This is a genomic window from Candidatus Thiodiazotropha sp. LNASS1, from assembly GCF_964212655.1.
Classification (GTDB): domain Bacteria; phylum Pseudomonadota; class Gammaproteobacteria; order Chromatiales; family Chromatiaceae; genus Thiodiazotropha.
In genome coordinates this window covers 974024-987196 of the sequence record NZ_OZ156465.1, presented here as the reverse complement: position 1 = coordinate 987196, position 13173 = coordinate 974024, and the positions used below count along the sequence as shown (strand labels likewise).

General features: G+C 52.4%; 11 protein-coding genes. 9 read left to right on the top strand and 2 right to left on the bottom strand.

Going from position 1 to position 13173, the window contains the following annotated elements; genetic code table 11:
* The first annotated feature begins 186 nt into the window (after positions 1-186).
* Genes AB8516_RS04265 through AB8516_RS04255 form a run of 3 tightly spaced genes read left to right on the top strand, consistent with a single transcriptional unit; the run spans position 187 to position 4316 of the window.
* The gene (locus AB8516_RS04265; protein WP_369158405.1) at positions 187-813 is read left to right on the top strand and encodes a hypothetical protein; all 627 of its coding nucleotides are present in this window, start codon (positions 187-189) and stop codon (positions 811-813) included.
* Positions 806-1579: a carboxypeptidase-like regulatory domain-containing protein gene (locus AB8516_RS04260; protein WP_369158403.1), complete on the top strand. Its 774-nt coding sequence runs from the start codon at positions 806-808 to the stop codon at positions 1577-1579. The genes AB8516_RS04265 and AB8516_RS04260 overlap by 8 nt, the downstream gene beginning before the upstream one ends.
* Entirely contained in the window at positions 1572-4316 is a 2745-nt protein-coding gene (locus AB8516_RS04255; RefSeq protein ID WP_369158401.1) for a hypothetical protein, read from the top strand. Before AB8516_RS04260 ends, AB8516_RS04255 begins: the two co-directional genes overlap by 8 nt.
* Here AB8516_RS04255 and AB8516_RS04250 read toward each other — a convergent pair.
* A complete protein-coding gene (locus tag AB8516_RS04250) occupies positions 4313-5227 on the bottom strand; it encodes a LysR family transcriptional regulator (RefSeq protein WP_369158399.1) in 915 nt (304 codons plus the stop codon). The two genes, AB8516_RS04255 and AB8516_RS04250, sit on opposite strands and share 4 nt — an antisense overlap.
* Before the next feature lie 115 nt (positions 5228-5342).
* On the opposite strand from AB8516_RS04250, the gene AB8516_RS04245 reads away from it, so the two are divergent.
* From AB8516_RS04245 to AB8516_RS04230, 4 genes are all read left to right on the top strand, one after another.
* Positions 5343-6188 (top strand): pirin family protein, encoded by an 846-nt coding sequence (locus AB8516_RS04245; protein WP_369158397.1) that lies wholly within the window; start codon positions 5343-5345, stop codon positions 6186-6188.
* Positions 6188-6733, top strand: a complete 546-nt coding sequence (locus tag AB8516_RS04240; protein WP_108340455.1) for a cytochrome b — start codon at positions 6188-6190, stop codon at positions 6731-6733. Before AB8516_RS04245 ends, AB8516_RS04240 begins: the two co-directional genes overlap by 1 nt.
* 23 nt (positions 6734-6756) lie before the next feature.
* Positions 6757-7356, top strand: coding sequence for a flavodoxin family protein (locus tag AB8516_RS04235; RefSeq protein ID WP_108292922.1), 600 nt, complete (start codon positions 6757-6759; stop codon positions 7354-7356).
* A 192-nt stretch (positions 7357-7548) separates the two neighbouring features.
* Positions 7549-8121, top strand: coding sequence for a YceI family protein (locus tag AB8516_RS04230; RefSeq protein ID WP_108292924.1), 573 nt, complete (start codon positions 7549-7551; stop codon positions 8119-8121).
* A gap of 366 nt (positions 8122-8487) precedes the next feature.
* Here AB8516_RS04230 and dusA read toward each other — a convergent pair whose 3' ends face one another.
* Positions 8488-9510: a tRNA dihydrouridine(20/20a) synthase DusA gene (gene dusA / locus AB8516_RS04225; RefSeq protein WP_369158394.1), complete on the bottom strand. Its 1023-nt coding sequence runs from the start codon at positions 9508-9510 to the stop codon at positions 8488-8490.
* 728 nt (positions 9511-10238) lie between these two features.
* Between dusA and AB8516_RS04220 the strand changes: the two genes are divergently transcribed.
* Both AB8516_RS04220 and AB8516_RS04215 read left to right on the top strand, forming a co-directional pair.
* Positions 10239-11543 carry a TolC family protein gene (locus AB8516_RS04220; protein ID WP_369158392.1) on the top strand — a complete coding sequence of 435 codons (1305 nt, stop codon included), beginning with the start codon at positions 10239-10241 and terminating at the stop codon, positions 11541-11543.
* Complete coding sequence (locus AB8516_RS04215; RefSeq protein WP_369158390.1) at positions 11540-13171, top strand: efflux RND transporter periplasmic adaptor subunit; 1632 nt, start codon at positions 11540-11542, stop codon at positions 13169-13171. Before AB8516_RS04220 ends, AB8516_RS04215 begins: the two co-directional genes overlap by 4 nt.
* The last annotated feature ends 2 nt before the right edge of the window (positions 13172-13173 follow it).

Sequence of the window (13173 nt, the reverse complement as noted above, 5' to 3'; positions counted from 1 at the left end):
GTGACTTTTATGAGACAACTGAGTAACTATTTACAACTGCCATGGCCCGGTCGATTAGTACAGATAGGATTGATTGGTCTGATGCTGATCCTGTTTGCCAGCTGCGTCTATGTTCCTCCCGGTCAAGATTTTGTGACATCAGGGCATATGGGATACTGTAATGATAATCGGAATATCCTCTGCAAGATGAGTATCGAGACCGTCCATGGAACGGTAGTCGATAGCAGGTCGGGCGAGCCCCTGGAGGGAGTCCTTATCATGGGGTATTGGCCGAAGATGATGACCTCACCTCATTGGAGGGCTACAGTAGGCGCCGCCCACCTGGCCGAGACATCGAGCGACGCATCAGGCCGTTTTGAGATTCCTGCCTGCAAGCCTCCCTGCAAGGTTGACGGTTTTTTTGCCTACTATCAGCCTGACATCCTATTTTTCAAAGCAGGTTACTATCCCAAGGCGCTTTCCAATCCCATCTCGGAAGTTCACTATGATCCGCGCTCGTCCGAGCATATCCTGTGGCGTTGGGGCTGGAACGGTAAAACCATTGAATTGGAGCCGGTCAGTGACGAAAACGACCCTAGACTCGAGGCGGCCTACTCCCTCTCACCGAGACTCTACCTCAACGACAACTGTAACTGGATGAAGATACCGAAGACCCTGATGTTCAAGGCCCAACAGATGCAACTCAGGGAGCGTGACAAGGAAAAGACTGCCATGCCTGTATCGGAGTATCTTACAGGGCTTTATTTGGAGAAACAGAAAAAATGCCATCCTGATCCTGCAAGCTACTTGAAGGAGGCCGTTCGGTATGAATAGGAATGAATCGTTGAGCTTGCAAACACAACGCGAGCAAAGAACATTTCATGCATGGCACACTCTTTTTATACTTTTCAACCTGTCAGTTTTAACCGCATGTGCGTCGCCCGGTTACTACAGCTTTACCCGGGAGGTTACAGGCCATGTGGTTGATGGGGCAACGGGCGTACCGTTGAAGGATGTGATAGTCGTGGGCACCTGGCCGGGGATCGGTAGCACCCACTGTGGTGATCATGAAGCAATGAGATCCCATGTGCACGAAACTACTACAGACCGCACCGGCGCGTTCAGGATCCCGGGTTGCCTTAAAACTACAGGTGTTTTCTTTCACAGCGATGCCAGTATCAGTTTTTACAAGCGTGGTTATTTTCCGAAGAAAAGCAGAAACAGTCCATTTTGGAACACCAGCATAGGAAAAGGCAAACTGGGCTACAGCGGACCGGGATGGGTGTGGCAGTTCCAGGGATCGGTTATTGAGTTAGAACCATCAGGGGCTATCTCTAAGACAAGATTAGACAAGATTCTAAAGTCAAAGAATATTCATGTGGTCAGTGATTACGACAGCGTTCCATTTAAAGACTGTTATTGGATGAAGATGCCAAGAATGACAATGGCGATTGGGCATAGGGAAAGAGAAATAAAAGATAAACCAGAAATGCAGAGAAAGCCATTGGCGCAGTATATGGTTGATCGTTGGTTTGAGAATCCTGAGCGATGCCACCCCGACCCGGTAGGATACCTGATGGAGTACAAGGATTATGAGTAGTAGAGAACTATTGGGTGTGGCGATAGCCGTATTGGTTTACGCTTGTCCCGCGCCTGCCTATAAAGCGATGACCCACAAAGCGATCACCAACCATGTGGCGTCAAGGACAACCCTGTCGAATGAGGAGCTGATGTCGGGGATGGGTTTTGGTGTTGTGGTCCCGGAGGAGGTCGATAGTTTGCTGATAACCAATGATAAAGGTGATGATCAGTGTGATTCCGCCATGCGAGACTCAAACATAAAGCATTTTTATTGTGGTGCGGCATTCGAGGATATTGGTCTGCGCTCCTTCAATCATTTTTATGATCCCGTGAGAGACCTACCGCTGCACCGTCTCGGTGTGCCATTGTCGGGTTTTCGCCGGTCGCCTGACTGGGCGCTCGAGGATGCTGAGGAGTATAACAGCCAGGATTTCTCGCTCCGGGATGCATACCGCTATTTTCTTGGATCAAAGACACAATCGTCTCAAGGGATTCGGGGTGAGAACGAGCAGAAACTCTTCCTTGCCCTAGGGCATGTAGTTCACCATCTCCAGGACATGGCACAGCCGGCCCATGTGCGCAACGATATGCATTGTGACGCTGAGGTAGATCGCCTAACGAGATGTTTAGGATTTCTGGTCCATGATCCGAGCATTTATGAGCGGAGTACAGAATATGTATACAATAACCTTCCCCTGACTGGGTACATGGACCTAAACCTAAACAACTTCAGAAAGGTGCGGGATTTCTGGTCTACCGGTGGTCAATGGCACGGTATAGGGATGTCAGAGTTCGCCAACTGGAACTTCGTCAGCCAGGACACCAACTTTATCTATGTTCACCATCCTTTGTTCCCAACAGATCAACCCGATTTCTATCCAAGTCCATTCTACGATAACCCTGTGCCTAATTCCTTGACGAGTGAACCTGTTGTAAGTCCTGTATATGGTGATCTCGGTATCAAGTGGTTTGTTGGAAACCAGGTAACGGATCAATATCGGCCTGAACAGTCAGGGGTGAACGACAAGGCAAGTACCCTGTCAATATTCCATAGTGACTTGCAAGAGTACGAATATATCCCACACCCAGAGAACCTCTTTACGTTGAATGAGGAGACTTTTTCGGCTGCCAGGTCCTTTCTGATCCCCCGCACCGTGGCCTACAGCGCCGGTCTGGTCAACTACTTCTTTCGTGGTCAAATGAAGGTCACAGGCGCCAGGATATATAATACCGGTTCTACGACAACAGATAGCCTCGGTGTTACCATTGTCAATGCATCGAGTGAGCATACGCCCGGCAATGCGCCCTTCGACTTCAGTGATGGCCGCTTCAGCCTTTATTATGAGACACTGCAAGGTGAACGACGGTCTGCGGCTCCGCATGATCGGGACGAAGTGGCGCTTGGCCAAACAGATGTGTTGCGTGACCAGGAAGACAAGTATCTGTCATATCAAATACCGATAAGTCAGTGGGATCGGACTAAACCCATGACCTTGATCTTTGACGGTATTGTCGGTGAAGAACGGGGTATCGTAGTTAAGGAATTTTATCCGGATCCACTTTTGGCCTTTTCCGTTGATGGTGTTGAAGGGGAGTCGCCCGTCCCAAATATCATTACTGTCTCCGCTTCTTACGACATGGGCTTTACCTGGGAGTACAAGGGTGCATTTTACAAGCCCGTTAGTGATACAACCCTGTTTACAGGCAATCGCGTACTGGTCCACAACGCGATCAATTTAGGTGAAGGTGAGCTGCTCGTTCACTTCAGCTATATCGATTACATGGATGATGAAGGGAATATCATGACAGGCAGATCAGAGAATAGCATGGCGCGTAGTACGGACTATGGTCAAACGTGGGAGCTTGTCGATTTTACTTGGCAGCCGTTACTTGTTGGTGCAGCACTTGGTTCGGATGTTTTTTCTGTCTATGAAAGCATTGTCTATACAGGTGAGCAAGGCTTGGCGGGGATTAGGATTCAGCATCCGGAAGAGCGAGGTGAACCACGCTCGTTTCAGCTTTTTCAATCCAATGCCTTAGGTGCGCCGGGAAGCTGGATAGGTGCACCGGGGCTGGGTACCGGGGGATTGCCGGAGCTAGACTACCTGGGTAGCTCATCTTTTGGCTTTGCCGGTTACCTTGAGGGCGATCCGCCCGGGGGACGGGAGGGTGGTGACTTTCCATTTGATTCAATCATGGTGCGAACTGACGATGGGGGCGCCAGTTATTATCCGTTGACAGACTTTTCCTCTGAATGCGGCGATCCGAATGATCCTGATAACAAGGTTACTTATTGTATCCAGCACTTTGAATACCTAGGGGATGAGCGGTTACTCGGTTGGGTGGATCTGCGTTCCGAGTCACTTGCTGATTATCATAATGGCTTAACTTTCCATCTCTCCTCTGATGGCGGTATGACTTGGTTGAGCGCCATGAATGCACCCTTTGATCAGGCCTGTGAATCACTGCCTGTCTGGGAGGGAAGAGTTGAAAACGCGATCTATATCGGCAAGTCTCCTGAAGACAAGGATGTGATGATGGCTTTGACGCGCTGTCAGGAAGTGTATGAGGACTCATCATCGGGCTCACCGCGAGTCTACTGGGACCAGGTTGTCGGCAAGAGCCTGTTTTTTACACGGGATGGCGGGGTACAGTGGTACAAAGTCAGGCTTCCGGGAGAATTCAACAACGAATCCGTATTGCTCTATGCGGGTGACAATGGCGCAATACCCGGTTTGTACCATCCGGAAATCTAGACCAAGCCTTCGTCCCAATAAGGTCGTTCGCCAAACAGTTCACGAAAATATTCAGCCAGAACCCTGACCCGCTGCGGTATGAAACGACGATTCGGGTAGATGGCATAAGCGGTCGCAGTGGGGAGTTCGTAATCCGCCAGGATCGGAACCAGACGGCCCTCGAGGATGGTCCGGTAGGCAATGAAGGTGGGGGAGAGGCAGATACCGTGTCCCGATGCGGCGGCTTCCAGGATAATCTGGCCGTTGTTGGCCAGCATTCGGTTTTCCACACGCACGGTATGGGCCACACCTCTATGGTCGACAAAGCGCCATTTTTGCGGTTCCGGCAGATTTGAATAACAGAGGCACTGATGACCTGTTAGCGCTTCAGGTGTCTCAGGAGTACCGTAGCGGGCGAGATAACCCGGACTGGCGCAGAGTATCGTGCGTATCGGCGCCAGGGGCAGGGCGACCATGGTGGAGTCCTCAAGCTGACCGATACGCAGTGCCAGGTCGACACCCTCCTGGATCAGGTCGACCTGGCTGTCGTTGAAGTCCATATCCAGTATCACACCGGGGTGCTTGCTCATGAAGCTGTTGAGCGCGGGCGCCAGATGCATCAGGCCAAAAGAGAGTGGGGCGGCCAGGCGGATTCGGCCGCTCAAGGCGTGCTGGGCGCTGGAGACGGACTGCTCCGCATCCGCCAGATCTTCCAGCAACTGAATCGCCCTTGGGTAGAAGGTGCGACCGGCATCGGTGAGGGATAGACGGCGTGTGGTGCGCTGGATCAGTAGGGAGCCCAGATACTCCTCGAGCTCCGAAACCCGTCGGCTGATGACCGATTTACCTAATCCTAAGCGTTCCGCGGCCGCGCTGAACTGACCCGACTCGACCACGGCGACAAAGCTCTCTAAGCACGCTAATCGGTCCATTGTTCCAAAATCTGCAACAGTGTTTCCTTAATTGTGGCCTTTATCTTTGTAATTGACAACCTAAACTGGCTAATAACTGATTAAAACACTATGCATTTTTTGCGAGGAGGCTGTCATGGAACAGCTTGTTACTAACAGACGAGGGATTAAACAAGTCGTTGTCGGCCAAGAGACTTCCGATGGCGCCGGCGTGCGCCTGACCCGGGTTATCGGCGGACCGCAGTTACCCCAATTCGATCCATTCTTGCTTCTGGACCACTTTGTGTCAGACGATCCCGATGACTACATCGGCGGTTTTCCTCCCCATCCTCACAGGGGATTCGAGACAGTGACCTATCTGTTGGCCGGCCAGGTGGAGCACCGTGACAATGCCGGTCATACCGGTCTTCTCGAGACGGGGGGTGTGCAGTGGATGACCGCCGGGCGAGGTGTGATTCACTCCGAGATGCCGCAACAGCAGGATGGCCTGTTGTCCGGTTTCCAGCTCTGGGTCAATCTGCCGGCCGGCGAGAAGATGATCGATCCACGCTATCAGGAGTTCGATCGCCAGGCGATACCGCTGGAGATGCGGAGCGGTGGTGTCGAGGTACGCGTGGTGGCCGGGCAGACATCCCGGCAGACGAGAGGACCGGTGAGTGAATTGGTGACACCGGTACTTTTTTACGATATCACACTGCCCGCCGGTAGCCGCTTCGAAGAATCTTTGCCGGAAACCTATAATGGCTTTGTACACCTCATCGAAGGGACGGTTTCAATCGATGGAATTGATCTGGAGGTAAATAGCCTGGCGGTACTGGATCAAGGAGATAGTGTTGAAATAACCGCCCAGGAGCCGAGTCGTTTACTGCTGGTGGCAGGCCAGCCTCTGTACGAACCCATTGCCCGACGCGGCCCCTTCGTCATGAACAGCGAAGCGGAGCTGCAGCAGGCCTTCAACGACTATCAGGAGGGTCGTTTCTGATGCGCTTGGCCAATGACCGGGAGAACTATGGTCTGGTTGCCATTCTGCTGCACTGGCTGGTGGCCCTGGTGATCTACGGCCTGTTCGGTCTGGGGTTATGGATGCGCGATCTTGGCTACTACGATCCCTGGTATCAGCTTGGACCCTGGTGGCATAAAGGCATCGGCGTGATGCTCTTCTTCGTGTTCGTGCTACGCCTTGCATGGCGCTTCATCACGCCGCGTCCCGATCATCTGCCCACCCATAAACCCTATGAACGATGGGCAGCCTCCCTGGTGCACTGGCTGTTCTATCTGCTGATACTCATCGTCATGATCAGCGGCTATCTGATTACCACCGCTGACGGTCGTTCGTTGGAGGTATTTGACTGGTTCGAGATTCCGGCAACCCTGAGCGGCATCGACGGACAGGAGGACATCGCCGGCAAGATCCACCTTTATCTTGCCTGGGGCATAGTGCTGCTCAGTCTGTTGCACACTCTGGCGGCCCTGAAACACCATTTTTTTGACCATGACCGGAGCCTCAAGCGCATGCTGGGGATCTGACACGACTCGGAGGAGAGAATCGGATGATAAAAGTAGCAATCGTCTATCACAGTGGCTTCGGCCATACCAAGTTGCAGGCGGAGGCAGTGCATAAAGGCGCCGCATCAATCGATGGCGTGGAGGCCGTGTTGCTCACCGCGGAAGAGGCCGGCGCCGATCTGGACGGTCTCGATGATGCGGATGGGATCATATTCGGCACACCCACCTATATGGGAAGCATGTCGGCGGAGATGAAGAGGTTCCTTGAGACCGCGGCGGCCAAGTGGTTCACCCAATCCTGGAAGGATAAAGTGGCGGGTGCCTTCACCAACTCCAGTTCCTATTCCGGGGATAAGTTGAATACCCTGGTAGGGCTTGTGATCAATGCCATGCAGCACAGCATGATCTATGTCAGTCTTGGTATGCAACCGGCAGCCAGCGATCCGGATTCGATGAACCGTATCGAGGGTCCGGGTCCCGAGGTGTTGAACCGGATCGGTTCCTATATGGGACCGATGGCGGCCAGTTTTCAGGTCAATCCCGGAGATGCCCCCTCCACGGGGGACATTGCAACCGCTGAGGCTTACGGTGCCAGGGTTGCCACTATTACTCAACAGTTGGTGCGTGGCCGAAATGCGGCTTGAGTATTTATCAGCCAACACGTCTGGAGCACTACACAAGTTCCACGCGGCCGGCGATCATCTTTCTACGCCGCCCCTGCAGCATATCCCTATGCTGAAGGGGCTACCGCGGCGTCCATGCCGCTGCTACGAAAGATGACCGCCAACCGCTCCCATACCTGTAGGTTTTGTGTGAATAAATAAAAGGAGAATATTATGAAAATTTTTTTACTACCATTGATTACGGCCAGCTTTGTATTCGCTGCACCCCTTCAAGCGGAAGATTATGTGATCGATACCAAGGGTGCGCACGCCTTCATACAATTCCGCATCAAGCATCTTGGCTACAGTTGGCTGTTGGGTCGCTTCAACGAGTTCAGCGGCCGTTTCAGCTATGATGAGAAGAATCCCCAGGCCTCGAAGATATCGGTGGATATCAAACCGGCCAGCGTCGACAGCAACCATGGAGAACGTGACAAGCATCTGCGTGGTGATGAATTCCTCTATGTTGACAAATACCCCAAGGCGTCATTCGTCTCAACCTCTTTTACCGAGAAAGGCGATGGCAAGGCGGAGCTCAAGGGCGATCTCACCCTGCGCGGGGTAACCAAACCGGTTGTGATTGCGGTTGAACATATCGGACACGGTAAAGATCCCTGGGGCGGATACAGACGTGGATTTTTCGGTACCACCGAGATCGCGCTTGCCGACTTCGGGATCCCCTTCGATCTGGGACCGGCCTCGAAAACCGTGCAGCTGGAACTCTCAGTGGAAGGGATCAGGCAGTAAAGTGACTCATAACCAGGTGATGGCATACTCTCTGTACAGGAAGAGGGGATGCCAATCGCCTGTTAGATTTGCATGAAAGATTAGCCGCAAATGAACGCTAGTCACCGCGAATGTACGCAAATGGTTGATGATGCTTGACCACCCACAATTCGTTGCTGACTCACGAGGATTTTATTGATTGTTGAGTGCAGATTGATCCAGGAACATTGACCCAGGCACTCAACATGCGGAGGGTAAGTTACATATTCGCGAAAATTTGCGGTGATTAGCGTTCATTTGCGGCCTGCATCTTCACAGATCGCCAGGGATCTGGGGGTGGCCGTGAGTGAGCCGGATCGGTTTAGAACTGCTGGGCAGAAACAGTAGTCACTGTGACGAAACCGGCAATCGAGATGTAGGGTGCGGCTTGCCGCACCGGTTTACCGCTTCAGTAACCTGAGCTGCCGCCTTACGTAACAATTGGGCATCGGCTCCTGCCAAATGCGCCCCTTCGCTCAACACCCGGCGCCACTTCCTGGCGCCCGGCTGACCCTGAAACAGGCCGAGTATGTGACGTGTGACGCGGTTGATCGGCGTTCCCTTCGACAGTTCATGCTCGACAAAAGGAATCAGTGACTCAACAACCTGGTGTCGGGTCAAAGGGGAGTCGGATTGACCGAAGATCAGGCGGTCGGCCTCGGCCAATATCCAGGGATTGTGATAGGCTTCACGGCCGATCATCACGCCATTAACCTGTTGCAGTTGTTCGCCAACCTGTTCAAGGTTAGTGATTCCTCCGTTGATGATAATTTCGAGATCGGGGAAGTCGTGCTTAAGGTTATGAACCGTCCCGTATGAAAGTGGAGGGATTTCACGGTTCTGCTTCGGGCTCAATCCCTGCAGCCATGCCTTGCGGGCATGCACGATGAAGGTCCTGCAGCCGGCATCGGAGACTGTGCCGACAAAGTCGCAGAGTTCTTGGTAGCTGTCACGCTCATCCACACCGATACGGTGCTTGACGGTGACATCAATAGTGACGCTGTCCCGCATCGCCTTGACGCAGTCACCGACCGCCCCGGGTGTCATCATCAGGCAGGCACCAAAACGGCCCGATTGCACCCTGTCAGAGGGACAGCCCACATTGAGGTTGATCTCGTCATAGCCCCAATGGCTGCCCAGTATTGCACATTCGGCCAGGGCTTGCGGATCGCTGCCGCCCAACTGGAGCGCCAGCGGGTGTTCGGTGGGATCAAAATCGAGGAAACGCGCCCGATTGCCATGCAGCAAGGCGCCGGTGGTGACCATTTCCGTATACAGCACCACGTGCTTGGAGATCAGACGCAGAAAATAACGACAATAGCGATCTGTCCAATCCAGCATCGGAGCGATGCAGAGTCTACGTACTATCATTCAATAAATTACAGTAAGATCAAATCGGTCTATACTAACTCTTTTCATAGCCTAGTTGAATCGATGATCAGCCGCGTTCGTTAAAGCCTGCCTGTTAGTAGGTTTCGATGTCGCCGGGCTCAGCTAAGATAGAGCTGAATCTCTTTTTCATAGTTGGATGAAACTATTAGTGGTATTTGGTTGTCCTCGGTTAAAGCGGTGTTTGGTTAGCAATCCGGGGTACGAAATGTTATGTGTGATCGAATGAAAAGATTGATTGAAATTCTGTGATTCTGGGTTGACGCTATAGTAACTTGTCTTACATTATAAATACCTATGAAGACCAATCGAGATCCTTGGGTTATCTGTATTCTGTCGTTTCTGCTATTGCATGCAACGATGTTGATGTCGTGGCCCCAGTTCGCCGGAAATAGTGATGGATCACCGCAAACATTCAACATGGAGGTGACTTCCGAGTATCTTAATTGTCACGATACCGGAGACCCATCTACCATCTTTTCGGAAAAAGGATGTGTTTTCTGCGGCTTCGTGACGCAATGCTCCAGGTCTCGAATAAGTGTCTTCGTCTCACTGCAATCGGTGATTCTCACTCCTGTCACTGCGGCAGCTCCACGCTCAGAGCACCCTGTCGAAACGCCCCCACCAAAGATTTTCCCCGTGTAGTTGCGTTCCTGACTTAAGGTTGGCTTTTGTTCACAAAGGTGAACTCATGCGTGGGGGGATATTCAATGTACTCTGTTAACGCGGCGCTATTGTCGCGTAAATCATATTCTATCTCAGGTCGTTACGGCGCGCTGTCTAGTGGCCGCCGGTACCTGTATGTATTGCTGTTGATGCTTTATCTAGCCGTTGGTCATACAGCGGCGAGAGCGGAATTGACTCCACTTGAAGCAATGGTGGATCGCTTGCATGAACACCCCGAGGTTCGTATGAATGAGTCGATTGCAAGGAAATGGAGCAATAACTCGGATGGCGCACTGGGTTTGCCTAATCCAAGCATAACGATCGGTTTGAACAATGTGCCTGCAGATGATCCCTTGAATCTCGAACGCTATTTACCCAGCAACCGCAGCCTGGAATTTAAGCAGGCAATCCCCAATGGAGACGCACGGGAAGCAGTACGACGTACACATCTTGCACGCTCGGAAGTGGCGGAATTGGAACGATTAAAAGTTCTGGCCAAGTTGAAGGAAAGACTGATAACCGCGTTGGCTGAAAGGCGACGGATTGTGGAATCCAAAGGAGCATTGAGCGGACAACTGGATCTTATTAGTGAACTGGAACGTTGGCTTCGCGGCGAGATGAAAGGAGGGAATTCTGTTTACGCCCGCTTTGATGAGCTAGATGTACAACGCGGACGAATCGAGGAGAGACTGGTTGCGCTAGATGGCGAAGACCTTCGTTGGCAGGCTGAATTAAGAGAGCTCCTCGATACGGTTCCGGATCAGAATATATTACTCGATATCGAACCTCGAGAATGGACGGGAAACGCTTCGGAATTACTTGCCGTTCGGGGGGCGCAACGGAAACTTGAAGTGGCACGATCCCAAGTAAACGAAAAAAAGGCAGCATTATCTCCCGATTACGCTTTGGGTATGGCTTGGCAACAACGGGAGTCAGGATCGAATTTCGACGGTAAGGATTGGCTTACGTTCAAGTTCACCGTTAGCATCCCGTTTTGGGCGGATTCCAATCAACGGCCCAGATTGATTGCCGCGGAAGAGGCGGTAACGAGTGCGACGGCTGAACGGGAACACCGATTAAGAGAGGCACGGGGAAAATATGATGATGCCATGGCGGACTACCGTACATCGGATAACTTGTTACGAGCATTGACCAGACGCAACGGAAGGCTGAGCGAGCTTGAAGCTGCCAACAGGAGGCGTTACGAAGCGGGTGACGGTTCACTTGAGGATGTCATTCGTCCTGCGATTCAGCGAACCGAGATTGCACTGGACAAGGCGAAACAGCGCGCAGCGCGTACCATTTCCGCTGCCAGAATCAATGCCCTATTGGTGGAGGATGGCTCATGACTCCGATTCAGTTATTGAATCCCCGCATGTTAGGGATTGTGTTGTTCCTGGTATCTTCTGTAGTGGGCGCTGGCGAAGAGGGGGACAGCGCCAAATATACTTGTCCGATGCATCCGCACTATATCGCCGACGAGATGGGGAGTTGTCCCATATGTGGTATGGACTTGGTAAAAATGACGTCTGGGCCAGAGCTGGCTGTCGAGGAAGAAGATACAGACGGTGAACGTGCCGCGATAACCATCGCACCAGAGACCATTCAGAACATGGGGGTACGCTACGCACAACCCGAAGCCACGGTATTCGGCCGTCGTATACGTGCCTATGGCGTGGTGGCGGAGAACGAACGATTGCGTAGTGAGATATCGAGCAGGGTGGCAGGCTGGATAGAGTCGCTCGCTGTAACCGCTGTCGGTGATAAGGTAAAACGCGGTAACTTGCTATACAGATTGTTCAGTCCAGACTTGGTAGCGGCTCAACAGGACTATCTCAGCGCTCTGGAAAGACAAAGCGCAAACCGTATTCAGTCTGCAGCGATCAGGCTTGGTGCCTTGGGTGTTTCCAAGTCGTTTATCGCCACGCTGCGTAAGAAACGAAGCGTCGTGGAACAGGTACCTTTTTACGCTTCAGCCGACGGTACTTTGAGCGATTTACGGGTTAGGGAAGGAACCTATGTGCGGCCCGGGGAGACCTTGGCAGTAATTCAGGATTACTCCACGGTTTGGATTAATGCTGCTGTGGCAGAGAAGGACTTGGTGGCAATCAACAGTACGACACAAGTTCGTATCATGCTCCCCAATCTTCCAGGCCAGGTGATTGAGACCAGCGTCGATTACATTCACCCAACCGTGGATCGATCGAGCAGGACCGGTACAGTGCGTTTACAGCTGGATAACAAGGATAACCGGCTTCGGCCCGGCGCATATGCCGATGTGCTGTTCGAGGTAGGGTTGGATCGTCGATTGGCGGTACCGGATAGTGCACTGTTAATCGGTGCCGATGGCCCCTATCTGGTTGTGGCGCTTGGGAACGGTCGTTTTCAGCCACGCCAGGTACGTACAGGACTGAGCAGTGGCGGATTTACCGAGGTGGTTGAAGGAATAGACAGGGATGAGCGTATCGTCGCCTCTGGCCAGTTTCTCATCGATTCTGAGAGTGCGCTACGAGAGTCTTTTCAGAAACTCCAGCGTCTCAAACTGGAGTTGGCCGATCTAAACCTGAGTAAGGCGCAGATGGCGATGGTGGATCATCTGGTCGACGCTGGCCTATATCTGCACGAGGCTTTGGCTGATGGTTACGATGTCGATCCCGTGCAGTTGCAGCCTGCACTGGAGATTCGCGACTTGCTATGGCCGAAGTTCGGTAATACCCGGTTGGGGCCGGTTCTAGACAATGCTAATCATGCCATCGCTGAAGCCCAACAGGCACGAACAGAGAGTGACTTGCGGAATGCATTACATGGTTTGGTCAGTGCTCTAAGGCCTTGGATGCTGGATGGTAGAAAAGACTATTACCACGAAAAGGGGGTGCGATTGTTCAAAGACGTAACCGATGGGCGATTGTGGGTACAGCAGGGCGACCAGGTATTCAGCCCCTATCTCGATGGCAGCAAGGGGGCGTTGGTGCAATGAGC

Bases quoted from the DNA above. Each gene is read 5' to 3' on its own strand.
- AB8516_RS04265 (WP_369158405.1), top strand. From the start codon at position 187: ATGAGTATCGAGACCGTCCATGGAACGGTAGTCGATAGCAGGTCGGGC.
- AB8516_RS04260 (WP_369158403.1), top strand. From the start codon at position 806: ATGAATAGGAATGAATCGTTGAGCTTGCAAACACAACGCGAGCAAAGA.
- AB8516_RS04255 (WP_369158401.1), top strand. From the start codon at position 1,572: ATGAGTAGTAGAGAACTATTGGGTGTGGCGATAGCCGTATTGGTTTAC.
- AB8516_RS04250 (WP_369158399.1), bottom strand. From the start codon at position 5,227: ATGGACCGATTAGCGTGCTTAGAGAGCTTTGTCGCCGTGGTCGAGTCG.
- AB8516_RS04245 (WP_369158397.1), top strand. From the start codon at position 5,343: ATGGAACAGCTTGTTACTAACAGACGAGGGATTAAACAAGTCGTTGTC.
- AB8516_RS04240 (WP_108340455.1), top strand. From the start codon at position 6,188: ATGCGCTTGGCCAATGACCGGGAGAACTATGGTCTGGTTGCCATTCTG.
- AB8516_RS04235 (WP_108292922.1), top strand. From the start codon at position 6,757: ATGATAAAAGTAGCAATCGTCTATCACAGTGGCTTCGGCCATACCAAG.
- AB8516_RS04230 (WP_108292924.1), top strand. From the start codon at position 7,549: ATGAAAATTTTTTTACTACCATTGATTACGGCCAGCTTTGTATTCGCT.
- dusA (WP_369158394.1), bottom strand. From the start codon at position 9,510: ATGATAGTACGTAGACTCTGCATCGCTCCGATGCTGGATTGGACAGAT.
- AB8516_RS04220 (WP_369158392.1), top strand. From the start codon at position 10,239: ATGTACTCTGTTAACGCGGCGCTATTGTCGCGTAAATCATATTCTATC.
- AB8516_RS04215 (WP_369158390.1), top strand. From the start codon at position 11,540: ATGACTCCGATTCAGTTATTGAATCCCCGCATGTTAGGGATTGTGTTG.